Genomic DNA, 25,779 nt, shown 5'->3' on the forward strand with positions numbered 1-25,779 from the left:
ATTGCCTGCCCTGAGGCGGGCAGCCTTCTGGCGTGGAGAGGGAGAGCAGCCATGTATGAAGTTATCGGGAGCCCGACGAGCCGCGCCATTCGCGTGCTTTGGATGCTGGAGGAGCTAGGCCAGCCTTATAAGCTCCATCCGGAGCAGCCGCAGACCGACCTGGTGAAATCCCACAATCCGAGCGGGAAAATTCCGATCCTGATTGAGGGGACGGAAAAGATCACCGACAGCACCGCCATCCTGACCTATCTGGCGGACAAGCACGGTGCGTTGACGGCGCCCAAGGGCACGGTGGCGCGGGCGCATCAGGACAGTCTCACCCAACAAATTCTCGATGAGGTGGAGGCGGGATTGTGGACCGCGAGCCGCCACAACTTCATCCTGCCCGAGGCACGCAGGGTGCCTGCGATCAAAGAGACGCTGATCTGGGAGTACAATCGCGGCATCAACAATGTGATGGCGCGCCGCAAGGGACCCTATCTGATGGGCGAGGAGATCACGATCCCTGACATCATCCTGACCCATTGCGCGACCTGGGCGAAATTTGAGGGGTTCAGCACCGACAATGCGGAGCTGGTGCCTTACATCAAACACACCCGCGCCCGCCCGGCGTTTCAACGGTTGTTGCCAAAGAAGAGCTGAGGGGCCAGCCCCTCTTGGCCCTGACGGGCCAAGTCACCCCGGGATATTTGCCGAATGAGAACCGCTTAGGAGGTGGCGAGCCAATCGGCCGCGGCGAGGCCGGCCCAGCGGCCCGTGGCGAGGCAGGCGGTCAGCAGATAGCCTCCCGTGGGGGCCTCCCAATCCAGCATTTCGCCAGCCGCAAAGACCCCCGGGCGGGTTTTGAGCATCAGATCGGCAGTAAGATCCTGAAAGCGCAGGCCACCGGCGGTGCTGATGGCTTCATCCATCGGGCGGGGGCCGGTATGGGTGATCGGCAGCGCCTTGATCACGGGGGCGAGGTCTTCGGGCAGGGGCTGGCCAAACTCCATCAGCAGCGCCTGTTTTTCCGGGCTGAGCTTCAGGGTTTTGCGCAGGTGATTGGCCCGGCTGGCTTTGCCGCGTGGTTTGGCGAGCCGTGTGCGGATGTCTTCAAGGGACATGTCTGGCAGCAGATCGAGCGTGAGCTGCGCCCCGTCGCGCATGGGGCGGGAGAGCGCATAGATGCCACCGCCTTCCAGACCGCGCTCTGAGATCACAAATTCCGCGCGCAGCGCCTGATCCCCGGCGTGCAGGATCACGTTTTTGACCGGGGTGCCAAAATGGCGGCTCATGTGCGCAGACCAGGGCACCACAAAACCCATATTGGCGGGTTGAAACGGGGCCAGAGGCAGCTCCAGCCAATCAGCCCAAGCGCCGTCAGAGCCGAGCCGCGCCCAGCTTGCGCCACCGCAGGCCAGAACGCAGACTTTGGGCGACAGGCTCTGTGGTCCATCAGGGGTATCAAAGGCAAAGGCCCCGCCGGTCCAGCGCCAGCGGGTGCGGATCTCCACCCCTTGTGCAGAGAGCCGGTGCAGCCAGGCGCGCAGCAGGGGGGAGGCTTTCATAGCTTTGGGAAAAACGCGGCCAGAGGAGCCCGTGAACATCTCCTGCCCCAGATCTTCTGCCCATGAGATGGCCTGTTGCGGGCCAAAGGCCTGCAGCATCGGCAGGAGAGGCTGCGCGGCCTCTGCATAGTGGGCAAGGAAAGGCGCGAAAGGCTCGTCTTTGGTGAGGTTGAGGCCGGATTTCCCTGCCATCAGGAACTTACGCGCCACAGAGGGTTTAGCCTCGGCAACCAGCACGCTGTGGCCTTTGGCGGAGAGCATATCTGCGGCCATCAACCCGGCAGGGCCAGCCCCGATGATCAGCGCGTCGCTCATGCGGTCTGTTCCGGCAGGGGTGTTTTTAACTCCACCACGCGGTGCGGGTACGGAATGGTGATGCCTTCGGCCTTGAGCGCATTCCAAATCAGGAAGAGCACATCGGACATGAATTTGTTTTTACCGTCATCAATGCCTTCGACCCAGAATTCGACGGCAAAATCCACGCCGCTGTCGCCAAAGCCGCGCAGCTCGCAATCGGGCGGAAACGGGGTGGTGAGCACGCCGGGGTGTTTGGCCACAGCGGCCTCGATGATGGCGGGGACCTTGTTGATGTCAGTGTCATAGCTGACGGAAAAAGGTGCCTCATAGCGGTTGGCGGAGCCGCTGTCTGAGTAGTTGACCACGCGGGTGGTGATGAAATCCTCATTAGGCACCACGATCCAGCGACCATCGTAGGTTTCCAGAATGGTGGCGCGGGCGGTCATCTTGATGATGGTGCCTGCCTCACCGCCGTCAAGCTCCACATAATCACCCACGGTGGCCTGCCCCTCAAGCAGCAGGATCACGCCGGAGATGAAGTTTGAGGCGATCTTTTGCAGGCCAAAGCCAAGGCCGACACCAATCACACCAGTCAGCACCGCCAGAGAGGTGAGCGAGATGCCCATGATGTTCATCACCAGAAGGAAGGCGACGCCGAAGATGGCGATCTCGATCGTTTTGGCGATCAGCTCGCGCATGGCGGGGCGCATCTCTTCCTGTTTCTTGATGAACTGGCTGGACTGGTCGTTGGACCAGCGCCCGAGCCAGAAGATCGCGCCAGCGACCACCACAAAGCGGATCGCAAAGAGCACGGAGAACGACAGGTTGCCCAGCGGCACCACCGTGGCGTCCAGATAGGCCATCGCGGGGTCCAGCAGCCCCAGCGCATAGAGCGCGGCCACAGGCACAAGGATGTAGCGGCCCAGCACCTGCATCACCGGATCAGAGATCACCTCGCGCACAAGAATGCGCACGGCGAGGAAGAGAAACACCCGTTTGCCAAAGGCGATCACCGCGCCGGAGCCAAAGAGCGAGCGGGTGACGCTTTCCCCCAGACCGGTGAAGACATAGGCGAGAAGAGGCAGCAGAAGCGGCAGAAACAGCGCCACAAAGCGGCGGGCGCGGGCGATGTAGCTGTCTTGCCCCTCAGGCGGGGTCAGCAGACGGCCCAGCAGCGGGTGCAGTTTACGGCTCGTGTAAAGCGCGACCAGATAGGCGATGAGCAGGAGCGCAAATTGCGACCAGGCGGCGGGGCTGAGAAGCCAGCCTTCTGCGATGCCCCAAAGGCGCGTGGCCTCTTGCAATGCTGTGTCCAGAATCTCCGCTTGGTTCATGAGATGCCTGCTTGCTGTGTGATTTCCATGGCTTATCCTCTTGCCTGCCTGTTGCACGCAACTCAATCAAAAACCGCGTCGGATCGGAGGGGGAAAATTATGGCAGAAGGCGCATCGGATAGTGGCGGGATGCTGATCTGTCCGCTGTGTGGCCGCCCGATCCCTCCTGAAGCGCGCCAGAGCAAGCACCATCTGATCCCCAGATTGCGTGGTGGCAAGGGCGGGGAGACGGTGCTGTTGCATCAGATTTGCCACAATGAAATCCACGCCACCCTGTCAGAAACCGAGCTGGCGCAGAGCTTTCACACCATCGCCGCGCTGCAGGCGCATCCGCGGCTCGCAAAGTTCATTCGCTGGGTGGGAAAGCGCCCGCCGACGTTTCATTCCAAAACACCGGGCGGGCGGCGCAAGCGGTAAAGGGCTTACGGCGGCCCCGATGGCGGGAAGATTTGGCTGCGCGGGCAAGAGCGGATGCCCCCTCCTGCCCGCTGCAAAAGTGTCAGATGCACATCGCCTTGATGCCCGCGGCGATCTTTGGGTCGGCGGCCAGCGTGTCTGTTGCCAGAGCGCGGGCGGCGGCCACCACGTCGCCGTCTTCCACAAGCTGATCGACCAGACCAAACTGATAAGCCTCAGGCGCGGTGATTTTGGCACCGCCCATCAAGATGAGCTTGGCACGTGCCGGACCCACCAGTGCCGCGAGACGGGCAGGATCAGAAGGCTGTGGCAGAAAGCCCAGCTTCATGACCGGGTAGAAGAATTTGGCGGCGGGCACAGCCAGACGCAGATCGCAGGCCAGCGCCATACCGTTGGCCCCACCTGCAAGCGTGCCGTTCAGCGCGGCGATGGTCAGCGCCGGCAACGCGGCAATGGCGCTGGAGAGACGTTCCCACACAGGGCTGGTGGCGAGGCCGGCGCGGGCCTCCTCCAGATCAGCTCCGGCGGAGAAGACGCGGCCTTCGCCGGTCAGGATCAGCGCGCGCGCCTCTTGGGCGGCTTCGGCGATCTCCGCCAGCTCGGTCAGCATCGCCTCGGTCAGGGAATTGGCCTTGTCCGGGCGGTTGATGGTGACAATCCACAGCCCGGAGTCTTCTTTGGTCAGATTGATCATATCAGTCCAACTTTGCGACGGATGTCTTCGGCGCGCAGCGAGATTTCATCGCCGAGCCATTCGTCAGCCTCGGACCCGCACATCCACATCAGGCAGCGCGCAGGCCACTCTGGCGGGATGTGGTCAGACCAGTCCAGCTTGCTGACCGGGTTGATGCCGCTGGCCTTGATCTCGCGCTGCATCTGGGTGGCCACGGTGCCGGGGCTGAGGCCAATGGCGCGGATGCCGTTGTGGCGCGCTTCTTTGTCCACACAGCGGGTCAGCATATTCACCGCCGCCTTAGAGGCACAATAATGGCTCCAAGCCTCAACCGGGCCGTGCGCCGCGCCGGAGGAAATGGTCAGGATGGTGCCGCCGCCAGCGGCCTCCATGATCGGCATGGCTGCGCGCATGCCGTGGTAGACACCTTTGAGATTGATATCGATGACCTTGCCCCAGTCCGCTGGATCTGAGGACGCCAGATGAGAGATCGGCTCCACGACACCGGCGTTGTTGATCAGAACGTCCAGGCTGCCGAAGGTTTCGACTGTGGATTTCAAGGCCGCCTCAACCTCGGCATAATCCGCCACGTCACACTGGATGGCGCGGGCTTTCTCGCCAATCTCGGCCGCAATGGCCTCAATGTCGCCGGAACTGCGTGCCAGGAGCACAACATTTGCGCCCGCCTCGGCAAAAAGCCGCGCAGCAGACGCGCCAATACCGCGGCTCGCTCCGGTGATCGCAACAGTTTTTCCGGAAAAATCACTCATAAAAACATTCCTTGTAGTGTCGCTTTGGTCAACTGGTAAGGGGCTGATGTCGATCCGTCCAGCCCTATGGCACTCGGAAAATTGATTTGGAGGCGCTTGGGCCTTGACCCTCCTTAATCTTCATCAGAGGTTAGGCCAAATGCTTTGAAAAGGTAGACTAAGTTATGCATATTTCAGCCTCTGGCGTCTTTTCGACCACAGCTTTGGCGACGGTCCTTTTTGCCCAGTCTGCAGTGGCGGATGTCAGCGCGCGCGACGTCTGGCAACATTGGCAAGACTATATGGCCGCCTCCGGCTATTCGATTGAGGCCACCGAAGCCGAAGTCGGGAACACCTTGTCGATTTCGGACATGAAGATCCTGATGGCCTTCCCGGAAGAGGAGGCCGAGGCGGTTGTCGACTTTGGCGATATGGCGCTGGTGGAAAACGGCGATGGCACCGTGTCGGTTGTGCTGCCGGAGAACAAGGCGGTGTCGGTGAGCTCTGACACCACGGAAGAATCCTTTGCGATCACGCTGACGCTGAATGGCGATCTGAGCACCGTTGTTTCCGGCAAGCCTGAGGCGCTGACCTACACTTATGGGGCCAGCGAAGCTACAATCGACGTCACCGAGCTGGTGGTGGACGATGAGGCGGTCGAAGGGATCGACATTGGCATGGTGTTGGCGGGTGTGACCGGCATGTCAGAGCTGATCCTTGGGGAGGACACCACCAACCGTGGCACGTCTGAGATCGAGAGCTTCACATTGAATGTGATGGCGCGCGAGCCGGAAGGCGATGAGGCGCTGGATGCGGTTGTGACGCTGAGCGGGTTGAAAGCACAGGCGGAAAGCACCCTGCCGGATGTTGATTTTGACGATGATGCGGCAGCCCTATTCACCGACACATTCAGCATCACCGGCGGCTACACCTATGACGGCATGACCGCCGATCTGACCTATAACGACGGGCGTGCGCCGGGCAAATTCGCGCTGAGCAGCGGCAAAGGTGATCTCACCTTGGATATGAACAGCAATCATGTCTCTTACGAAGGCAGCGCCACGGACACGAACTTCAGCGGTGCAGGTGGCGAGCTGCCGATCCCGGTGGATGTGACCTTTGGCGAATTTTCCTATGGGTTTGATGTGCCGCTGTCCGCCTCTGATGAGGCGCAGGATTTTGGCCTGAAGCTTGCGCTCAAAGACTTCTCGGTCTCCGAGCTGCTGTGGAGCATGTTTGACCCGACCCAAGCGCTGCCACGCGACCCGGCAACACTGATTGTCGACATCGCCGGTAAGGGCACCATTCTGACCGATCTCTTCACGCTGGATGAGAACACCACTGAGGTGCCCGGCGAGCTGAACACCCTTAGCCTGAACGAACTGCGCCTGACTCTGGCCGGTGCGAGCGTGGAAGGCGCAGGCGACTTTGTCTTTGACAACAGCGATCTGGAAACCTTTGACGGGCTGCCACGTCCGGAAGGCGCGGTAGACCTGACCATCAACGGCGTCAACGGGCTGATGGACACATTGGTCAGCATGGGCTTGCTGCCTGAAGATCAGGCTCTGGCAGCCCGCTTTATGATGGGCACCTTCACCAAACCGGGTGCAGGTGAAGACACTCTGACCTCCAAAATCGAGGTCAACGAGAAAGGCCATGTGATGGCCAATGGTCAGCGCCTGCGCTAAGCGCGGTCCCGAGATCACTGACAAGCCCTGCCGACCCCGGTGGGGCTTTTCTTTTTTGGGTGCCCACCATCGAAAGGAATGGGTCAGCTTTTTTGCCATTGTCGGGCTGGACGTTGAGTAAAGCGCGGCATAGTGTCCGAGCAAGCTTGAGAGGGGTTATACCATGGCAACCGGCAGCAACATTCGCACCTATTTCAACGGCAGCTGGCATGACGGCGACGCGCCGATTATGCGCGCCGCAGATCATGGCGCGTGGCTGGGATCCTCTGTTTTTGACGGCGCGCGGATGGTGAATGGTCTGACCCCGGATCTGGACAAACACTGCGCGCGCACCAACCGTTCCGCCGAGGCGCTGTTGCTGACACCAACGGTCAGCGCAGAGGAAATGGTGGAGATCGCGAAAGACGGCTTGAAAGCCTATGCCCCCGGCGCCGCGGTTTACATCCGCCCAATGTACTGGGGCATTGATGGCGACGCGACAGCCATCGTGCCAAGCGCAGACACAACGGGCTTTGCCCTCTGCCTTGAGGAAATCCCGATGGCTGCGCCAGAAGCCGCCGCCACCCTGACCAAAACCCGGTTCCGCCGCCCAGTGCTGGAAAGCGCGGTGGTCAATGCCAAGGCAGGCTGTCTCTATCCAAACAACGCGCGCATGCTGCGTGAGGCCCGCAACAAAGGCTTTTCCAACACGCTGACCTGTGACGCGATGGGCAATGTGGCGGAAACCGCGACCGCCAATATCTTTATGGTCCGCGACGGTGAAGTGTTCACGCCGGTGCCAAACGGCACCTTCCTCGCAGGCATCACCCGTGCGCGTCACATTGAAAACCTGCGCGCAGATGGTGTGACCGTGCATGAAACGGTGCTTGGCTATCAGGACTTTGAAGAGGCCGATGAGGTCTTCATGTCCGGCAATATGAACAAAGTGACGCCTGTAAGCGCCTTTGATGACCGCCAGTATCAGACCGGACCAATCACACGGCGTGTGCGCGAGCTTTACTGGGACTGGGCCGCCTCAAGCGCGGCGTGATCGGCGCTAACCGGCCTAAGACGTTGGGGATTTCGGCGCAAACAGATGTTGCGCCGCCCCACCCTAAGCGGCATGATCTCCGAAAGGGAGAAATGTGATGCGCAAGTTCCTCGTGGTGCTGGATGACAGCCGGGAATGTCTAAATGCGATGCGTTTTGCCGCGATGCGGGCGGCAAGCACCGGTGGCGGTGTGAAAATCCTGTCGGTCATTCCGCCGGAAGAGTTCAATCACTGGATTGGTGTGAGCGATCTGATGCGCGAAGAGGCGCGGGAGCGGATCGAGGTGCATTATGAGGTGTTTGCCAAATGGATGCGTGATCGCCAGAACGTCGACCCAGAGCTGAAGATCCGTGAAGGCGAAGCGGTGACGGAGATCCTGTCTGAAATCCGCGAAGACCCTGAAATCGGCGTTTTGGTCCTTGGCGCAGGCAACGACCGCAAGGGCCCCGGCCCTCTGGTTTCGCAGATGTCGCGCAACTCCGGCAGCCTGCCGATCCCGATCACCGTGGTGCCCGGCGACCTGACCAAAGAAGAGCTTGAGGCGATTACGTAAGAGCCTTTCTCCTTCTTTGTCGCGCACGCCTCAAAAGCCTGTGCTTGCGGGCCACCTTCATCTGGGCGAGTTTGAAATCACACTTTGTGATCCCAATCCTTGAGGCCGCCTCATTACAGATCTGCCAATGGCGATTTCTCCGATGATAACGACCGCAAAGGGCTCTTGGATTTGCTACATGCGATTAAGAGTTAGCGCAGGTCCGCTCTTACCGGTCAGCGGCCAAAGCCTCTGAATGTCACAATACCCCTTGCCCGCTTAGCAAATCGGCTGTAAAGGGCGCTGGTTCCCTATGGGAATAGGAAGGCGGGGTGATTCCCGCTTTTTGAGTTCGATGAGGGTTTGCGGTGGTCGCAGGTCCTCCTCTCAACTCTAACGCCTAAAAAAGGCTGACGAAATGCAAAGTCAAAACATTCGCATTCGGCTGAAGGCTTTTGATTACCGTGTCCTGGATGCCAGCACACAGGAAATCGTGAACACTGCAAAGCGCACCGGCGCGCAGGTTCGTGGCCCGATCCCGCTTCCCAACAAGATTGAGAAGTTCACCGTTCTGCGTGGTCCTCACGTAGACAAGAAATCCCGCGATCAGTTCGAGATCCGTACGCACAAGCGTCTTCTCGACATCGTTGATCCGACCCCGCAGACCGTAGACGCGCTGATGAAGCTCGACCTGGCGGCCGGCGTGGACGTGCAGATCTCTGTTTAAGGAGAATATCTGATGCGTTCCGGTATTATCGCAAAGAAAGTGGGCATGACCCGCTTGTTCATGGAAGACGGCAAGCAGATCCCTGTGACCGTTCTCCACCTCGACGGCCTGCAGGTTGTTGCACAGCGCACTGAAGAGAAAGACGGCTACACCGCCGTTCAGCTCGGCGCTGGCTCCGCCAAGGCCAAACGCACCTCCCAAGCCATGCGTGGCCACTTCGCAGCAGCGAAAGTGGAACCAAAGCGCAAGCTGGTTGAGTTCCGCGTTCCAGCAGAAGGCCTGATTGAAGTGGGCGCGGAAATCTCCGCAGAGCACTTCGTTGAAGGTCAGAAAGTGGACGTTGCGGGCACTTCGATCGGTAAAGGTTTTGCCGGTGCCATGAAACGCCACAACTTCGGCGGTCTGCGCGCAACACACGGTGTTTCGATCAGCCACCGTTCGCACGGTTCCACCGGTCAGTGTCAAGACCCGGGCCGCGTCTTCAAAGGCAAGAAGATGGCCGGTCACATGGGTGCGGTTCGCGTAACCACCCAAAACCTCGAAGTCGTGAAAACCGACGCCGAGCGTGGTCTGCTCTTCATCAAAGGCGCTGTGCCTGGCTCCAAAGGTGGCTGGGTTTCCGTTAAGGACGCCGTGAAGAAGAAAGCGCCTGAAGGTCTGCCATTCCCGGCGGCAATCAAGGCAGCAGCAACCGAAGCAGCAGAAGCGCCTGCGGAAGGTGGTGAAGCATGAAACTTGACGTGATCAAACTCGACGGCTCCAAAGCTGGTTCAGTTGAACTGTCCGAAGATCTCTTCGGTCAGGAACCACGCGCGGACATCCTGCACCGTGTGGTCCGTTGGCAGCGCAACAACGCGCAGGCCGGCACCCACAAGGTGAAGACCCGTTCGGAAACTTCCTACTCCACAAAGAAGATCTATCGCCAAAAAGGCACCGGTGGCGCACGCCATGGTGACCGCAACGCGCCGATCTTCCGTGGTGGTGGTATCTACAAAGGTCCGGTTGTTCGCAGCCACGGCCACGATCTGCCTAAGAAGTTCCGCAAGCTGGGCCTGAAGCACGCCCTGTCCGCCAAAGCGAAAGCAGGCGAGCTGGTTGTGATCGAAGATGCAGCAGCTGAAGGCAAGACCGCAGCTCTGGCCAAGCAGGTGAAAAACCTCGGCTGGAAACGTGCTCTGGTCATCGACGGTGCATCCGTGAACGAAGGCTTCCTGAAAGCATCGCGCAACATCGACGGTCTGGACATCCTGCCGACCATGGGCGCGAACGTCTATGACATCCTCAAGCGTGACACTCTGGTGATCACCAAAGCGGGGATCGAAGCACTGGAGGCTCGTCTGAAATGAGCGCGAAGGCAGAACACTACGATGTGATCCGCAAGCCGGTCATCACCGAGAAATCCACCATGGCGTCTGAGAACGGCGCAGTGGTTTTCGAAGTGGCGATCGACAGCAACAAACCACAGATCAAAGAAGCTGTTGAAGCGCTCTTTGGTGTGAAGGTCAAAGCGGTCAACACCACCATCACCAAGGGTAAAGTCAAGCGTTTCCGCGGCCAGCTCGGCAAGCGGAAAGACGTGAAAAAGGCTTACGTGACCCTGGAAGAAGGCAACACGATCGACGTGTCCACCGGTCTGTAATAGACTCCGCCTTAAGAAAATTAAGAGGCCGTCCGAGTTTCGGGCGGCCTTTTGTTGCCCGCTGATCGCTTGCGATCAGCCCCCTGACAAAGCCCCCAAAGGCAGCCCCAACCGCCCCAGCAGATTCTGTTAACTTTTGGGGCGTAAAATGACAGCCACAACCCAATAAATTTAAGACTTCACGTTTGAACGCGTTAACCAATTAAATTGGTTCAAACTTGAATCAAATACTTCGTGTGTTAGTAGGTTCCTTATGGTGATGGGTAATTTTCATGGCTCCAAAGAATTTAATCATTAACGGCACATTCGATGCGGGTGCATCCGGATGGAGCGGCAGTGATATTGAGGCAAACCACAGAGAGACGGCGTATCTGCACAATGGCTCGCAAAACGCGGTGTCCGAGCTGGATGGGCGGCGTGGGCTGACCACTGTTCTTGAGCAGAGTTTTGAGGTGTCTCACGGCACCGATACAGAGTTGACCTTTGATTCTGCCCTGCGGAACGCCTCGAATCGCAACGCGGGCAAAGAAGGCTTCAACGTCGAAATTCTGGATGCAGACAACAAAGTCATTGCCTCCATGGAAGTGCGCCCGACAGCCAATGAGCTGTTGGAGTTTTCGCTGCCGGTCTCTTTCCCCAAAGGCGGCACCTATACGCTGCGGTTTACCGAGCGCGGCCCCAATGACAGCCTTGGTGCGATTGTCGACAATATTTCGCTGATGGTCTGTTTTGCAGGCGGCACGCGGATAGCCACGGCCAATGGCACAAAGGCCGCGCGCGACATCGAGATTGGGGATGTTGTCCGCACGGAGACCGGCCTCAAACCCGTGCGCTGGGTTGGCCGCCGACAGCTTACCGCCGAAGAATTGGCGCAGGACGAGAAGCTGCATCCGGTGAGAATCGCGGCTGGTGCGCTGGGTCAGGGTCTGCCGAAGCGTGACCTCTTTGTCTCCCGTCAGCACCGCATGGCTGTGCATTCGCCGATTTGTCAGCGTATGTTCGGACAGAAGACAGCGCTTGTGGCTGCCATCCGGCTGTGCGGTCTGCCCGGCATTTCCCTGCATCGCCCGACCTCAGATGTGGACTATGTGCATCTGCTGTTTGATCAGCATGAGGTGGTCTTTGCCGAAGGCTGCCCGAGCGAGAGCCTGTTGTTTGGCAAGATGACGGAATGCGCGCTGTCCCGTGAGGCGGTTGCGGAGATCAAGGCGATCTTTCCGGAAACCCGCGATGCCGCGTTTGACGCCAAGAGCGCTTATGTGATCCCAGAAAATCCGCGGCAGAAACAGCTGGTCCGCCGCCTGCAAAAGAACCATCGGGCGGTGCTGGAAGGCTATGCGCCGTCACTGGGGCGCGCCGATCCGCAAGGGTTGGTGACGGCGGCCTGAGGATGGCGCACCTGCGCCTCTACGTCCCGCAATCTGGCAGATAAGTCCACGTTGGACCCACCGTTTCACCGGAGCCGTCCGGCAGTGGGGTGCGCATCAGCTTGGTAGCGTCTGACTTGAGGTCATACATCACCGGCACCAGTTGGCGCAGCGCCGCGCGCTCGCCGTTAAAGGCGCGCTCCAGCCCCCTGAGCAGCTTGGACCATGTGACATTGAAGGCGTGTGACATGGCTTCGATGTCTTTTTGGCCCGCAATGTGATCCTGCGCAGGGTCATCGCGCATCGGGGAGACCGCGCGCCAATCCACGATCAGGTCTTTGCCCGTGGGCGGGCCGTCGACGGGATCGTCGGGGTGATAGTATCGGCTGTGCAGGATTTCGTTGAACTTGAAGTAATGCGCGACGTCTTCGTGGTCTGCTGGGCCGGGGATGGGGTCATTGTCACCGGCGCGATGGCCGAGACAGGCACCTTCGCCTTCTTCCATGATCTCATCAATGGCCTCTATCGCGGCGGCGTAGCGCTCCTCTGGAGAGCCGATGATTTCAATCACATGCCCCCCTGCCCCGTAGTAGTCATCATTGCTGATCTGGCGGTCTTCGGCACCGATGAAGATCGCTTCAACGCCGAAGGTGTCGCAGATGTCTTTGAGGCGGGTTTTGATGAAGATGTAGAAGCCCCCGATGGTGTGATAATCGCCGTGCTCCCCCGGGTAGGGGCTTTCGGGGGCGGTTTCGATCTGGCGGAAGGTTTTGATCTGATCCGGCGTGAAGCGGCGCAGATGCACCGTTGGGCCGCGCCCGCCGAGCAGCGCATGCGGGTAGGTTGGCAAGAGGTCCGGATTGGTCATCTGCGGCGTGCCGCCGATGCCGTTCAGCACGTTGGCGACCAGCACCATATGCAGCATTTCCTCCACCATGACCTGTCGGATGACCTCAATCGGCTCGGCATTCACCAGCTCCGGGTCGGAGCGGTTGTATTGCCCCTCCTGCAGGATCGAATAGAGCGCCGTGGCATAGGGCGGGATGGTGGAGAGCTCCAGCATCAGTGCCTGTTGCAGAAGGGTGCAGAGCTCGTGGCGGGCGGCGGAGAGATCCTGTGTCATGCCACGGCCTCCTGATTTAGCGCCGCTTTGAGCGCATCGGCTGCGCGGAAGGCCAGAGCGGCGAGGGTCAGCGTGGGATTGGAGGTGGCAATGGTGGGCATGGAGCCGCAGCCAACCATCCAGAGGTTCTCGTGATCCCACGTCTGGGACACACTGTTGGTGACAGAGGTGTCGCGCGACGTGCCCATGCGGTGGGTGCCGACAAGGTGGCCTGCGCCCCAGAAGGTGTAACCCTTGCCATTGTAGGTGAAATAGCCTGCAGAATTGGGATCATAGGCGGTGTGGTCTTTCACGCCGAGGCGCTGGAAGATCTGTTTGCAGACATCGCGTGCGGCGGCGAGACCGGCGCGGGAGTAATCATCCAGATCATAGGCGATCACCGGTCGGAAATCGCCCATGGGGGTGCGGTAGGCCGGATCAATTGTCACGCGGTTTGAGGCGCGGGGGAGCTGCTCGACCAAGACGCCAAGGCGGACCTGCCGCTGCACATCATGGTGGAGTTTGTCCCGCAGAGCGGTGCCATAGAGGTTGTCCTGCTCCACAAGCCGGGTGACGTCCGCATTTGGAGAGCCCGCCGCGAAGTTCCACCCCCAGTTGCCGATTTCCAGACGGAACGCGCCTTTGCGGCCCCGGAAGTTGCCATCCCGGAAGTTCGCATAAGAAGAGGTTGAGCCGGGGCCACGGAAAGCACCGACAGGCTCCGGCGCTGTGCCCCAGCACATCATATAAGGATGATCCATCAGGTTGCGGCCGAGCTCGCCGCTGCTGCGGCAGAGGTTTGAGGCCAGCGCCAAGGTGACATTCTCCACCGCGCCACCGGCCAGCACATATTGGCGGGCACGCACTCGGCGCAGATCAAACTGTGCCACACCGGGGAACGGGTATTTCTTGTAGATGATGCCACAGACCTTGCCGTCCTCTCCCACTTCGACTTTGGAGACCACGGCTTGCGTGACCTTGCGCAGACGGTCTTTGCCCAGATGGATCGCATCGCCGAGCGTTTTCATGGCGTTATATTTGGCCTGAATGGGGCAGATCGGGATGCAGCTGGAATTGCCTTCACAGCGCTGCCCCATGAAGGCAAAAGCACCGGTTGCGCCGCGCGGCACAAAAGGCGCGCGCGCCTCATTGCCCACCAGAAAAGTTCCATCTTTCTCTTTGGGCCTGCGCGGGGTCGAATTGCGCCCTTGTGGCGTGTTGGAAACCTTCAGATGCACCGGGCTATCATCATGGCCGATGTTGATCGGCATATCATCGGCCTTGGCAAAAAACCCATCCACGTAAGACGAGGGGATCGGGTGCATCGGGTATTCATAGTCTTTGGCAAAATAGCCTTCGTTGTCCTCCGGCTGGGTGGGATTGATGCCCAGCGCCTTGGGGGTCTGCTCTTTCACATCGGCAGAAACACCAATCTCCCATTCGGCACGCTCATAGTAAGGGCGCAGGTCTTGGTAGGAGATCGGCCAGTCCACCCCTTTGCCAAAGCGGGTCTGCATCTCAAAATCGGCAGGCATCATGCGCAGGCTGGTGCCGAGCCAATGCAGCATGGTGCCGCCATAGGCGCGCAGGTAGTTGCTGCCAAAGGGCAGCGGGCCTTTCTGCACAAAATAGCCGTTGGTGTCGGGCTGGGTGCCGCGCACGGCGGTGATGTCGAGCACCGAGGGCGAAGGCAACGTGGGCAGATTGGGATATGGCGAATTGGGGGTCTTGGCCATCGACATGTAGTATTGGTCAAGATAGCTGCGGTAGGTCTGCCACGTTTCGCCGTGGTCAGCGCCCGCTTCCAGAATGAGCACGGTCTGGCCAGCGGCGGCGAGTTCTTTGGCGACGATCCCGCCGGCAATGCCCGCGCCAACGATGACCACATCATAAAACCGGTCTTCTTCAAACACATCAGCGCTCATGATCCGGCCCTCCCCGCAGGAGGCTTCATGGCCCAAGCGCCAAAACCCTGTTGTTTGGCGCCCATAGGGTGCGCGCCGATGGCATCCCAGACGAGGCCTTCCTTATAGGCGCGGCTGGAGAGGATGCGCGCGGTGTCAAAGCGGGATGCGCCGTAGGCGTCGGTCCAGTCCTGAGGCAGCGGTGCCCATTGGCCGAGATACCAAAGCTGGATCAGGGCGCGGGCGACGGGGCCGTGGCATTTGTCTGAAAGAAAGTGGTCGCGCACGACGGCATCCGGGTCATTGCATCCAAGTTTGGCAGCGCCCGCGAGAAAGCTTTCGCGGACCTCCTCTGACAGGACCTGCTGAAATTGATGCCAATATTCGGGGGCGCAGCCTGTGCCTTGCAATTCAGCAGGCGAATAACCGGTCAGCACAGAGCTGATGGTGAGGAAGGCGTCAAAGGCGGGATCAGACTGTGTCATGGCGGTCTCCGTCAATGGCGTCGACGTAAAAGCCGCGCGGCTCAAAACAGGCGGGCGGACTTTCAAAGACCTGAATGGCGACCGGCGTCATGTCGGTGAAAAGTGTGCGCATGTCCCGCGTCATGGGGAAGTCATTCTCCCCGAGCTTGAGCTCGAAGGTCTTGGCAATCTCCTGCCCTGCTTCATCGGTCAACAAGGCGGTTTCAAACAGTCCGGAGATGGTCCAGCGGGTCCAGACCGTGCGCCCCAAGCCGGCGGCAAATTCGGGGATCGGCGTGCAATTGGTGATCGCCCATTGATCGCCGGTCAGCAGACCGAAATCGGCACTCAGATCGTAGACGATGGTTTCAGGATCATCGGGATTGACCAGCTGTATCCACCATTTCTTACTTTGCCGGGGCGGCTCCCCCTTCATCTTGGCATTGAGCGCAGGCACTTTGTAATTGAAGTGGCCCAGAAACTTCGGCTCGCCAAAGGCCTCCCGCCCGGCTTTCACTGCCATGGCGTTGTCAGCGGCCACATGCACGCGCAAGTGACCAATGGTTTTGGTTTGGTCACGGCCGTGCAGATACTCCCAGAGCGAGACTTGCGGCACGCCGGGGACACGGTTTTGCGGATAGGCGAGAAGGTTGAATTCCACCTCGTTCACAAAGCCAAGCGAGTTGTCGTAATGCGCGGTGTAGCGTTGGAAATTCAGAAGGATGACAGCTTTGTCGTTGCCTTTTCCATCGGGAAATCTGGCCACACAAAGACCGGTGTCTTTGACAAAGGCTTCGGCGACGTCCGGGTCGGTGTACCAGTACATCCATTGGCATTGCAGGGAGGCGTAGAAGAAGGGGAAGGTGTCAAACTCTTTGGGCAGCTTGGGCATCACGCCCGCGATATTGATCTGTTTGCACGGTTTTTCAGTCTGGCTGTCGTCTGTCATTGGTCCCTCCCTATGCGCCGCCTTTCTGGCGGCTGACGATGTGCTTGATCTTCTCTCCGTCTTGTCCGTGTTTCAGGTGGCCAGCTTGGCCAAGGCCTTCCACGCCTGGGTCAGGGCCGGGTCTTTGGCCTTGGCCTTGCCAAGCTTGGTTTTCATGTTGTCGCTTGCGTCGCGCAGCCTGTCTGCCGCCGAGGGGATGGCGGCGAGATCGGTCACGGCAGAGGGCAAGGCCCCGTGGTGGCCCATCTCAAACGCCAGCGCGATGGCCCGCTCCAGATGGGTGATCGCCGCGGTGCGATTGCCTTTGGCAAGCGCCACCCGCCCCTGCAACCCGGCGAGACCGACAACCCAGAATTTCTCCCCGCTGATGGTGACAAAATCATTGGCCTCCGCCAGCAGGTCTTCGGCCAGATCGAACTCCTCTCGCAGCAGCGCCACGTCGGCGTAAAGGTAGAGGAAATAGCTCAGGCCAAGGCGGCAACCGGTCTCGCGCCATTCATCCAAACCAAGCCGGATTTCGGCCAATGCGTTGACCTGCGGGTCGTGTCGCTGCGCCCAGCCGTTCATCACCCGCGCCCAGCCGCGCCAGAACTGGAAGGAATACTCTTCCGACAGGGTGATCAGGCGGGCGGAGGTTTCGGCCACGCGGGCCTCGTCGCCGCTGAATTGTCCAAGCCATCCGGCAAAGGCATTGGCAAAAGACACGCTGAAGGGATGCGCGGTTTCTTCGGCGTGGACAAGGCAGCGCTCGCTGGCCTCACGGGCGCCGATCACATCCCCTGCGAGCCAGCGCGACAGGCCGAGGTAGCCGTTGAGCGCGACGGACAGATCCACCACATCAAAATCCAGCCCGCGCTTGCGGTCCTCCAATGTCAGATCCACGGCGATGCCGGCATCCAGAAAGGAAATGGCTTTGTGCGGGTGGCCCAAATAGGTCTGCAACGCGCCCATAGAGCGCTCGGTCGCAGCCAGTGTCATCGGGCTGCCAAGGTCGCGGGCCAGAGACACCAACCGGTCTGCGTTGTTTTGCGAGGTGGCGTATTCCCCTCCCAGCATCATGGAGCGGAACTGGCCGTAGATGACTTTGAAGAGCCGCTCCATTTCACCATATTGGCGGCAGAGTTCCTGTGCGCGGGCATAAGCGGTGATCACGGTTTCATGGGCATAGCCGCGCACAAAGGCCAGTGGCACGGCGAGCAGGATTTGCAGATCGATCTCGCGGTGATCGCGTTCTTGGGACGATGGCAGCTCGCGCAGGCATTCCAGAGAGTTCTGCAGATGTGAGATCGCCTCGACATTGGCGGACTGCAAGGTGGCGCGCCGCGCGGCGGAGAGCATGAAGCCTTCGGCTTTGGCAAAATTGCCCGCCTTTTGGTAGTGATAGCCAAGGATTTCCGGCTCTGCCCCCGGCTCTCTGGGGTCGCCTGTGTCGAGCACGCGGGCAATCCGACCGTGCCATTTGGCCGCTGTGGCGCGCAGCATGGATTGATAGGCCGCATCCTGCACCAGAGCGTGGCGGAATTTGTACGACTGCACATCACCCGGCAGGCCAGCGGGCACGATCAGTTCGGCCTCCAAGAGCTGATCCAGCGCGTCGCGGGTTTCCAGCTCGTCCCAATCCAGCACCTCGCGCAGGATGTCATGCCCAAAGACGCGCCCGATTGCGGCGGCGACCTGCACCACCTCGCGGCTGGCGGAGAGCCGATCCAGACGTGACATCAGCGAGTCCTGCAGGGATTCCGGGATTGCAAGGGACAGCTCGGCGGTGCTTTGGGAGTGATCCTCAAAGAGGCCGGTCTCCATCGCCATTTTGGTCAGCTCCTCCACAAAGAGCGGCACACCGTCGGTGCGCTCCGCAAGCTGGTTGAGGATGGCGGTGGGCGGGCGCATCCCGGCGATGCTTTCCACCAGTTTGAAGGTGTCGGCGCGGCCAAGGCGGTTGAGTTCCAGCGTGGTGACATGGGGTTGGTTGCGCCAGGGGGAGTCAAATTCTCCGCGTGCAGTCATCAGGATCAGACAGCGCCGCTCCGCAAGCCGGGCGATCCATTGATCGACAAAATCCAGCGTGGAGGCATCCATCCAGTGCACGTCATCCAGAAGCAGGAGCAGCGGGTGCTCTGCCTCCATCGCGCAGCAGATTTGCAAAAGCGCGCTGACAAGAGCGGCTTTTTCACGTTCTGGTGCCATCGGGGCCGAGCTGCCGGTCTCCTCTTCAAAGCCCATGAGTCGCAGAACCGGCGCACCGCTGATGGTGACATCAAGGCCAAGCTTTTGCATGAAGGCGATGGCCTGCGCCCGGTTCTCAGACACCTCGGCGCCGGGGGTGAGGTTCATCACGGAGGCCAGAGCGTTTTTGACCGGAAAAAACGCGCTGCTTTGGTGCATGGGGGAGCCAAAGAAGGTGAGGCTGCTGAAGGTGGCGTTGCTGATATCCTGATTGAGCGCAAAGGCGATTTTGGTTTTGCCAACACCCGCGTCTCCGGTGAGCAGAAGCACCTGCCCGTCACCTTCCAGCGCGTCATCCCAGCGCGACTTCACCAGAGCGATCTCTGCCCCGCGCCCAATGATCGGGGTGTCGCTTTGCAAGACTTCCCTGCGTGGGGTCTGAAAGACGCCGTGGCTGATCGACACAGAAAAGAGCTCCAGCGGGGCTTCGACACCGGCGAGTTCCGGGCTGCCAAGCGAGGCATACTCCAGCCGGTCGCCGATCAATCTGCGTGTCACCTCCGTCACCACCACCTGTCCAACCTTGGCGGCGGACTGCACCCGCGCGGCGACATTTGGCGTATCCCCGAAGAGCCACATTTTCTCATCCAGAGAGGCGCTGTTGGCGGCGCCGACCACCACGGGGCCGGTGTGCAATCCGAGACGCACCTGTGTGCTGACGGAGCTGTCACTCAGCGCGCTGGCGATCTCTGCGGCACGGTCGTTGATTTCCAGCGCGCAGACGGCGGCGGCATAGTGGCTGCCCTCTTTGGCCACCGGATAGCCGAACACCGCCACTACGCCATCTCCGGCAAAATTGGCTATCTTGCCGCCAAATTTGTCGACCACAGTTTCCACCAGCGTGCGGTAGCGGGTGATCAGATCGCGGTAGTCTTCAGGATCGAGCTGGGAGGACAAAGCGGTGGAGCCAACAAGGTCGCTGAACAAGACCGTGAGCAACCGCCGCTCTGCCACATCCTCCGGTGGCGGGGTTGTTGGCACCTTAAAGATCGCATCCTGAGGCGCAGGCGTGGCGCTCAGCAGATCTTCCCGCGCCTCTTCCTCCAGCGCGGTGCCGCAATTGGTGCAGAACTTCGCGCCCGGCGTGGTCTGGTGGCCGCAGTTTGAACACGCCAGTCGCAGCGAGTTCCCGCAGTGTTGGCAGAAATTGGCGCCAACCGGGTTCTCTGTATCGCATTGTGAACAAGAACTAACGAGGCCTTCCAAACGGCACTCCTCACGCACATCAAAATCACTAAAAGCGTTTCAGAGCACTCTGCGTTTGGTAGAAACTCCTTGGTCAAGGCTCTCCCCAAGGGCTGCATGCCAAAATCTGACCGCATGCAGCAGGCAAAACGCAAAGTGCCTCAAACGGCAAATCGCCTCTTAGTATCTACCACAAATGCGCCTGATTGTCCTTGGGAATTGCAGTTCTCCTTGTGCGTTCTACCCCTGCAGGAAAGGGGTTTGAGCGCCTTCTACCTGAACTTGGGTGGACGTTTTTCAAGGAACGCGGTCATGCCTTCGCGCTGCGCCGGAAGGCCGTAGAGGGCGTGATACATCTGCCGCTCAAAGCGCAGGCCTGCATTGAGCCCTACTTCTTCGGCCTCATTCACACAGGCGCGCGCCATCATGACAATGTCTTTGGGATAGCTTGCGATGGTCGCGGCCACCTCCTGCGTGGTGCTGTGCAGATCCTCTTCAGGCACCACGCGGCTGACCAAACCGATGGCCTGCGCCTCGGGTGCGTCAATCATGCGACCGGTGAGGATCATATCCATCGCGCAGGCGCGGCCCACAAGTTTGGTCAGCCGCTGTGTGCCGCCAATGCCGGGGATACAGCCGATCTTGACCTCCGGCTGACCAAAGCGCGCGGTTTCTGAGGCAAGGATCACATCACACATCATGGCCAGTTCACAGCCGCCGCCCAGCGCATAGCCTGAAACCGCCGCCACCTTGGGCGTGCGCAGGGATGCAAAGCGATCCCAGCCCGCGAAAAAGGCGGTTTCATACATGGAGCCATAATCCTGCACATTGAGTTCGGCGATATCGGCCCCCGCCGCAAAGGCGCGGGCGTTGCCGGTGAACACCATACAGCCGATGTCGGGGTCGGTGTCATGGATGGAGGCGCAATCCAGCACCTCCTCCAGAACCTGAGAGTTGAGCGCATTCAGCGCCTTGGGCCGGTTGAGCGTGATCGTCAGAACACGCCCCACCTTCTCTGTCAGAATGGTTTCATAGCCTTGGACATCATCACGCATATCAACTGTCCCAAATTGCACCGAAAGCGGGGATGCCTTCGCGTTCCATGTCGTAGATCACCTGTTGGGTGAGCTTCTGGTTGGAGATCACAATCACCGCCTCCGCCCCACTCTGGCGCACCGCCTCAAGCGCAAGAGCGGAGAGGTTGGGTTTGCCACGGGCATCGGTGTCCCAGATCAGCGGATCATGGGTGTTGCTTTCGATCTCATCCACCAGCGCATCCCCATAGGTCTTGCGCGGCGACCGGGTCGACCAGATCAGCTTGTTGGGCACCTCATGGGCCAAAAGATGCGGCAGGATCGGGCCAATACCGCTGCCCGTGCCGACATAGACCACCTTTTTGAAGAGCACCTCGATGCGGGCCACGCCCGAGGTGGTGATGCCTTTGACCCAGACGTGGCTGGGGGGCGTGTCGATGAAGCGCCCGGTCCAGTCCCCTGCCCGGCTGATCACCAGACGGTAGCCTGCCTCCCCCGGCGTGGGGATGTTGGCAAAGGAGTGCCATTCGCGCAGCGGGCTGAGGCTGAGCGCGTTGGAGGAGCCGGCAAAGGGGGTGTCACCATAGTTAAAGCGCACCACAACCGCGTGGTTGGAGGGCTTTTCCACCTCGATAGGCACCTTCTTGAGGGTCAGCCATGGCGAGACAATCGACAGCGTCAGCACGCAGAGCAGCCAGAAGGCGAGGCCCTCGGTCATCGGCTGCCCCGCATCGCGCAGCATGGAGGCGTTGTGGAGCCAGAACAGCCCCAGCAGCGACCAGCCCGCGAAGCGGTGGATGTGCTCAAAGCGGTTGTGGAACTTCTGACGGATGGGGCCGATGGCCGAGAGGATCATCAGGGTCATGAGACCTACCATGATGCCGGTCAGCCACAGCGTCTGCAGCGAGGCTCCGCCGGTGCCGTTCAGCGCGTTTGAGACAAGGGCAAAGAGCAGGAAGGCAAACCAGATCGACCCGGCCACCGCGCCGCCGGAATGCAGCCCGCCAAAATGGAAGACCTTGCCCGCCCCCCAGCGGATCCAGAGCGGCCAGCTGGTGGGGATGCGAGTGGCGAGCCAGAATAGCAGGTTCACCACGCGCTGTTGCCGGATCAGGATCGCCAGTGTGAAGTTCAGAAGGGCCACCTGCGCAATCGCGGCGGTGTGAAAGCCTGAAGCGCTCTGCCAAACGCCGCCCGTGATGCCCTGCACAAAGACCCAGAGGTTCACGATGGCGACCACGGCGGCGAGCCGTCGGTATTCAATCAGAGAGGGGTGCCGCGTGATGTTTCGGAAGTTGAAGCGGCGGGTCGGCTTGATGTTGGTGGTCTGCGTTGTCATTCCGCTGCCTCCTGACCGCTGAGGCGGATCGCCTCTTCGGCGCGCTGCAACAGCAGACGTTTGTCGAGTTTGCCGCGCGGGGTTTTGGGCAGATCCGCCATGGGCAGCACCACTTTGGGCACACAGTAGTAGGGCAGTTTGTTTTCCACCCGCGCACGCGCCTCTTTGGGGCAGACATCTGCGGGGCTGACAAAGGAGACCAGCGTGCGGTCATCAAATTTGAGGGTCACCGCCTGTTCGCAGCAGGGGGTTTCTTCCAGAGCGCGGGAAACACCATCAAGCTCCACGCGGAAGCCGCGGATTTTCACCAGATCATCGACACGGCCGAAGTGCAGCAGCTCTCCGGTTTCGGTCCAGGCGCCCAGATCGCGGGTGCGGAACATCAGATGGCCGGGGCGGAACGGATCAAGGCGATAGCGCTGTGCATTGAGCTCCGGATTGGCGAGATAGCCTGCCGTGACGCAATCTCCTCCGGCCCACATTTCGCCGGTCGCGCCAAATGGCAGCGGATTCAACGCCTCATCAAGGATATAGACCGTGTTGTTGGGGGTCGGCTTGCCGATGGTCAGATCGGCCTTTTCTGGGTGGTGACGCATGGCGGTGTTGATGATGGTGGTCTCGGTTGGGCCGCAGGAGTTGTAGAAATCACAGAAGCTGCCCCATTTGTCCGCCAGAGGGCGCGGGCAGGGTTCGCCCGCCACGGCGGCGGCTTTGACCTGCTGGCAGGCGGTGGCGTCAAGGGAGCCAAGGATAGAAGGGGTGGAGATCAGAATGTCCACGGTTTCTGCGGTGGCCTGAATATCGCAGCCCCGGATCACCAGCGTTGCGCCGTTTGAGAGACAGCCGAGGATTTCCCAAGCCGCCATGTCAAAGGCGATGGAGAGGATTTGCCCGACGCGCAGACCGGGGCGCATGCCGAGATCACCCGGCGCGGTCAGAAGGATGTTGGCGAGGTTCTGATGGGTAACCTGAACCCCATTGGGCACCCCCGTGGTGCCGGAGGTGAAGAGCACCATACAAATGTCGTCACCATGCAGATCCGCCATCCCTTTGAGGCGCGGCAAAGAGGCATCCCGCATCACCTCCTCGATCGCCAGAAGGTGCTGGCCCTCCTCCAGAGGCACTTCGCCCTGCCGGGCCTCCAATGTCAGGACAACCTTGGCCTTGGTGACGGTGGAGATATGGCGCAGCGCGCTCTCGGTGGCGACGCCAAGGTGCTGCGGCACATAGATCGCGCCAAGCTTCATGATGGCCAGAATGCCCACAACCATCGGAATGGAGCGTTTCAGATAGAGGCCCACCGCATCCTGATGGCCAATGCCGAGATCGCGCAGCTTTTGAGCCAGACGGTCAGACGCCTCATCCAGCGCGCCATAGGTCATGGTCTCGCCTTCGCATTCCAGCGCAACCGCCTCCGGTTGTAGCGCGGCGTAATGCGCAAAGCCCGCCAGCACAGAGGCAAAGCGTGGCGCGACTGTCGGGCCAAAGCCGAAACGGGTGAACCAATCGTCGGGGATGGTTGGTGTCTCTTCTGCGAGGGGTGCGCCGTCTTTTGTCAAAGAGAGGGAGAACCCGTTTTCAAAATTCTGGGCCAAGTTGTGCATCCTGCTGTCCTTCCGCTATGCTCACGTAAATGTTCATGGGAATTTTTCCCACGACAACTCACGTTTTCGTGAATTTCCTTTCTTCTCAGGGGAAAAAAGCGCATATGTTTGCGGGGATTTTTGGGACTTGGAATGGGAAATACGACACGAAGCACCACGACAGACAGGATGGAACGCGCGCTCTCAGCCTTGCTGAAACCCCTGTCTAAACTGCTGATCAAAAACAATTTGGACGTGCAAACAGCCACCGAAGCCCTGAAACGTGCTTTGGTGACAGAAGGGCTGTCAGATGAGAGCGCCACCGACAGTCAGGTGAGTTTGCGCACCGGCGTGCACCGCAAAGATGTTAAGCGGCTGCGTGCTGAAATTGAGAGCGGGCAGACGAAAAAGATTCCCACAAGGGGAATCGCTTTGGTGCTGACAACCTGGTCTCAGGAGCCGCCTTTTTGCGATGCGGCAGGCCAGCCGCGCCTGCTGCCGCGCAAGGGCCAACCCGATGTACCCGGGTTTGACGAGCTGATCAAAGCCAGCAAGGTCGACCTTGCGGCGGCCACCGTCCTGTCAGAGCTTGAACGACAGGATCTGATCAAACGCCATCCGGATGGGCAGCTAGAATTGCTGTCAGCGACCTTTGTGGCGCAATCCGGTGATGCGGCGATTGATGCCTTTGAGGCGACGGTGGGGGACCATTTGCGGATTGCCACGGAAAACGTGCTGTCCCCGCCCGGTGCGCCGCGCCAGTTTGATCAGGTGCTGCGCTACTCTCATCTCTCTGCCAGCTCGGTTGCCGCGCTGGAAGCAGAGGCGCGCAAGATGGCACAAAGCTATCTTGAGACGCTCAACGCCATGGCGCACCGTTTGCAAAGCGAAGACGATGCGTCCGGGCAGTTGGCAAACGGCCGTTTTGTCACCGGTGCCTTCATTGCGCCGATACATCCGACCGATACTTCCACGCCAGAAGGCGTGGCCACCCCCGAGAAGAATTCCGAGGAAGACACCAAAACATGAGCGGTTTTCTGAAACTGAGCGCATTATGCGCGTTTGTGATAGCCAGCAGCGCCCTGCCCATCTCTGCTGGCGAAGAAAAGGAGGCGCGTGAAGGCGGTCTCACCGGCACGGGTATTGTCGGCGAAATTGTCAAACTGGGCAGCATCATCGTGAACACGCAGCGCATCACCTTTGCGCCCGATATGCAGGTGAGCTCTGCGGCTGGCTCCAAACCGGCCAGCGCGTTGCGCCCCGGGCAAACCGTGGCCGTGGCCGTGCAGAGGGACGGCGACCATTGGGCCGCGGATGCGATCACGCAGGTGCATCCGATTGTCGGCCCTGTGAGCGAGGTGCATCCAGATGCGCTTGTGGTGATGGGCGCACGCATCCTGAAGGATGCGCGCGCGCCTGAGGTGGCCGTGGGCGATTGGATTGCAGTGAGTGGTTTTTGGAACCGCGAAACAGTGATCGCCACCGCCATTGAGGTGGTGCCCCCGCAGGCGCAGGCCAGCGTGCAGGGCAGCTATGCCTCCGCCCCTGAGGACACCCCATCATGGAAACTGGGTGCCGTGACTATGAACGGGCCGCGCCCGGAACATGCGACAGAGGGGCAGATCCTGCGGGTCTATGGCACAGCGCAGCACGACGGGCTTGAGGTGCGCGATATGCGCCTTGGCGTGTTTGACGCTCCAAAGGCGCTGGTGCTCGCGGAGGGCTATTTTTCGGTGGTCTCTGCCACCGGGCATTACACTGTCGCAGGCAGTGGGCTGTCGTCTTACACAGAGCAACGCGGCGATGTGATGACCCAAGACAAGGTGCGCATTTGCGGGGTGGACGGGTCCATCGTGAAACCCGATGCAGTGCTGAGCGCGGAAACACGCGCGCAGCTGCGCGTTTTGGGCTGCCCGACACCTTAAAGTCTGGCGAGCGCTGCCATCACTTGCGCAGCGGTCGCCACGTTTACTTTAGAATGAATCTAAACCTT

Annotated in this window: 24 protein-coding genes; 12 read left to right on the forward strand and 12 right to left on the reverse strand. The window is 60.2% G+C overall.

Annotated features, from left to right (window positions below; translation table 11 throughout):
• Positions 1 to 51 precede the first annotated feature (51 nt).
• Positions 52 to 642 (forward strand): glutathione S-transferase family protein, encoded by a 591-nt coding sequence (locus J7399_RS05945; protein WP_209084626.1) that lies wholly within the window; start codon positions 52 to 54, stop codon positions 640 to 642.
• 65 nt (positions 643 to 707) lie between these two features.
• Here J7399_RS05945 and J7399_RS05950 read toward each other — a convergent pair whose 3' ends face one another.
• Together J7399_RS05950 and J7399_RS05955 are read right to left on the reverse strand one after the other, a co-directional pair.
• Complete coding sequence (locus tag J7399_RS05950) at positions 708 to 1,862, reverse strand: TIGR03862 family flavoprotein (protein WP_209084627.1); 1,155 nt, start codon at positions 1,860 to 1,862, stop codon at positions 708 to 710.
• Positions 1,859 to 3,178, reverse strand: a complete 1,320-nt coding sequence (locus J7399_RS05955) for a mechanosensitive ion channel domain-containing protein (RefSeq protein WP_209078431.1) — start codon at positions 3,176 to 3,178, stop codon at positions 1,859 to 1,861. The genes J7399_RS05950 and J7399_RS05955 overlap by 4 nt, the downstream gene beginning before the upstream one ends.
• A 99-nt stretch (positions 3,179 to 3,277) precedes the next feature.
• On the opposite strand from J7399_RS05955, the gene J7399_RS05960 reads away from it, so the two are divergent.
• Positions 3,278 to 3,595, forward strand: a complete 318-nt coding sequence (locus tag J7399_RS05960) for an HNH endonuclease (protein ID WP_247742733.1) — start codon at positions 3,278 to 3,280, stop codon at positions 3,593 to 3,595.
• A gap of 82 nt (positions 3,596 to 3,677) precedes the next feature.
• On the opposite strand, the gene J7399_RS05965 is transcribed toward J7399_RS05960, so the two are convergent.
• Both J7399_RS05965 and J7399_RS05970 read right to left on the reverse strand, forming a co-directional pair.
• Positions 3,678 to 4,289 (reverse strand): enoyl-CoA hydratase/isomerase family protein, encoded by a 612-nt coding sequence (locus J7399_RS05965; protein ID WP_209084628.1) that lies wholly within the window; start codon positions 4,287 to 4,289, stop codon positions 3,678 to 3,680.
• On the reverse strand, positions 4,286 to 5,038 hold the full coding sequence (locus tag J7399_RS05970) for an SDR family oxidoreductase (protein ID WP_209084629.1): 753 nt from the start codon (positions 5,036 to 5,038) through the stop codon (positions 4,286 to 4,288). The genes J7399_RS05965 and J7399_RS05970 overlap by 4 nt, the downstream gene beginning before the upstream one ends.
• 164 nt (positions 5,039 to 5,202) lie before the next feature.
• Here J7399_RS05970 and J7399_RS05975 point away from each other — a divergent pair, with 164 nt between their 5' ends.
• From J7399_RS05975 to J7399_RS06010, 8 genes are all read left to right on the forward strand, one after another.
• On the forward strand, positions 5,203 to 6,705 hold the full coding sequence (locus tag J7399_RS05975) for a DUF2125 domain-containing protein (RefSeq protein ID WP_209084631.1): 1,503 nt from the start codon (positions 5,203 to 5,205) through the stop codon (positions 6,703 to 6,705).
• Between the two features lie 163 nt (positions 6,706 to 6,868).
• Positions 6,869 to 7,735 (forward strand): branched-chain amino acid aminotransferase, encoded by an 867-nt coding sequence (locus J7399_RS05980; RefSeq protein ID WP_209078427.1) that lies wholly within the window; start codon positions 6,869 to 6,871, stop codon positions 7,733 to 7,735.
• A 97-nt stretch (positions 7,736 to 7,832) separates the two neighbouring features.
• Positions 7,833 to 8,288, forward strand: coding sequence for a universal stress protein (locus J7399_RS05985; RefSeq protein ID WP_209064702.1), 456 nt, complete (start codon positions 7,833 to 7,835; stop codon positions 8,286 to 8,288).
• Between the two features lie 397 nt (positions 8,289 to 8,685).
• Entirely contained in the window at positions 8,686 to 8,994 is a 309-nt protein-coding gene (gene rpsJ / locus J7399_RS05990; RefSeq protein WP_044028221.1) for a 30S ribosomal protein S10, read from the forward strand.
• A 12-nt stretch (positions 8,995 to 9,006) separates the two neighbouring features.
• A complete protein-coding gene (rplC, locus tag J7399_RS05995; RefSeq protein WP_209064700.1) occupies positions 9,007 to 9,726 on the forward strand; it encodes a 50S ribosomal protein L3 in 720 nt (239 codons plus the stop codon).
• Positions 9,723 to 10,340 (forward strand): 50S ribosomal protein L4, encoded by a 618-nt coding sequence (gene rplD / locus J7399_RS06000; RefSeq protein WP_209064698.1) that lies wholly within the window; start codon positions 9,723 to 9,725, stop codon positions 10,338 to 10,340. The genes rplC and rplD overlap by 4 nt, the downstream gene beginning before the upstream one ends.
• Positions 10,337 to 10,633 carry a 50S ribosomal protein L23 gene (locus J7399_RS06005; protein ID WP_058238271.1) on the forward strand — a complete coding sequence of 99 codons (297 nt, stop codon included), beginning with the start codon at positions 10,337 to 10,339 and terminating at the stop codon, positions 10,631 to 10,633. The genes rplD and J7399_RS06005 overlap by 4 nt, the downstream gene beginning before the upstream one ends.
• A 272-nt stretch (positions 10,634 to 10,905) precedes the next feature.
• Positions 10,906 to 12,021, forward strand: coding sequence for a Hint domain-containing protein (locus J7399_RS06010; protein WP_209084632.1), 1,116 nt, complete (start codon positions 10,906 to 10,908; stop codon positions 12,019 to 12,021).
• 19 nt (positions 12,022 to 12,040) lie between these two features.
• Here J7399_RS06010 and J7399_RS06015 read toward each other — a convergent pair whose 3' ends face one another.
• The 8 genes from J7399_RS06015 to J7399_RS06050 all read right to left on the reverse strand — a co-directional run bounded on the left by J7399_RS06015 (position 12,041) and on the right by J7399_RS06050 (position 23,807).
• On the reverse strand, positions 12,041 to 13,123 hold the full coding sequence (locus J7399_RS06015) for a ferritin-like protein (RefSeq protein ID WP_209084633.1): 1,083 nt from the start codon (positions 13,121 to 13,123) through the stop codon (positions 12,041 to 12,043).
• Complete coding sequence (locus tag J7399_RS06020) at positions 13,120 to 15,027, reverse strand: GMC family oxidoreductase (RefSeq protein WP_209084634.1); 1,908 nt, start codon at positions 15,025 to 15,027, stop codon at positions 13,120 to 13,122. Before J7399_RS06020 ends, J7399_RS06015 begins: the two co-directional genes overlap by 4 nt.
• On the reverse strand, positions 15,024 to 15,491 hold the full coding sequence (locus J7399_RS06025) for a hypothetical protein (protein ID WP_209084635.1): 468 nt from the start codon (positions 15,489 to 15,491) through the stop codon (positions 15,024 to 15,026). The genes J7399_RS06020 and J7399_RS06025 overlap by 4 nt, the downstream gene beginning before the upstream one ends.
• Positions 15,478 to 16,419 (reverse strand): hypothetical protein, encoded by a 942-nt coding sequence (locus J7399_RS06030; protein WP_209084636.1) that lies wholly within the window; start codon positions 16,417 to 16,419, stop codon positions 15,478 to 15,480. Before J7399_RS06030 ends, J7399_RS06025 begins: the two co-directional genes overlap by 14 nt.
• Before the next feature lie 72 nt (positions 16,420 to 16,491).
• Complete coding sequence (locus J7399_RS06035) at positions 16,492 to 19,851, reverse strand: adenylate/guanylate cyclase domain-containing protein (RefSeq protein ID WP_209084637.1); 3,360 nt, start codon at positions 19,849 to 19,851, stop codon at positions 16,492 to 16,494.
• A gap of 251 nt (positions 19,852 to 20,102) precedes the next feature.
• Positions 20,103 to 20,885, reverse strand: coding sequence for an enoyl-CoA hydratase-related protein (locus J7399_RS06040; protein ID WP_209084638.1), 783 nt, complete (start codon positions 20,883 to 20,885; stop codon positions 20,103 to 20,105).
• 1 nt (position 20,886) lies between these two features.
• A complete protein-coding gene (locus J7399_RS06045) occupies positions 20,887 to 22,203 on the reverse strand; it encodes a hypothetical protein (RefSeq protein WP_209084639.1) in 1,317 nt (438 codons plus the stop codon).
• On the reverse strand, positions 22,200 to 23,807 hold the full coding sequence (locus J7399_RS06050; protein WP_209084640.1) for an AMP-binding protein: 1,608 nt from the start codon (positions 23,805 to 23,807) through the stop codon (positions 22,200 to 22,202). Before J7399_RS06050 ends, J7399_RS06045 begins: the two co-directional genes overlap by 4 nt.
• Positions 23,808 to 23,975: 168 nt before the next feature.
• Between J7399_RS06050 and J7399_RS06055 the strand changes: the two genes are divergently transcribed.
• Both J7399_RS06055 and J7399_RS06060 read left to right on the forward strand, forming a co-directional pair.
• Positions 23,976 to 24,815 carry a DUF6502 family protein gene (locus tag J7399_RS06055; RefSeq protein ID WP_209084641.1) on the forward strand — a complete coding sequence of 280 codons (840 nt, stop codon included), beginning with the start codon at positions 23,976 to 23,978 and terminating at the stop codon, positions 24,813 to 24,815.
• Positions 24,812 to 25,711 (forward strand): DUF5666 domain-containing protein, encoded by a 900-nt coding sequence (locus tag J7399_RS06060; protein WP_209084642.1) that lies wholly within the window; start codon positions 24,812 to 24,814, stop codon positions 25,709 to 25,711. The genes J7399_RS06055 and J7399_RS06060 overlap by 4 nt, the downstream gene beginning before the upstream one ends.
• Positions 25,712 to 25,779 lie beyond the last annotated feature (68 nt).

Source organism: Shimia sp. R9_1 (genome assembly GCF_017743775.1).
GTDB lineage: Bacteria > Pseudomonadota > Alphaproteobacteria > Rhodobacterales > Rhodobacteraceae > Shimia.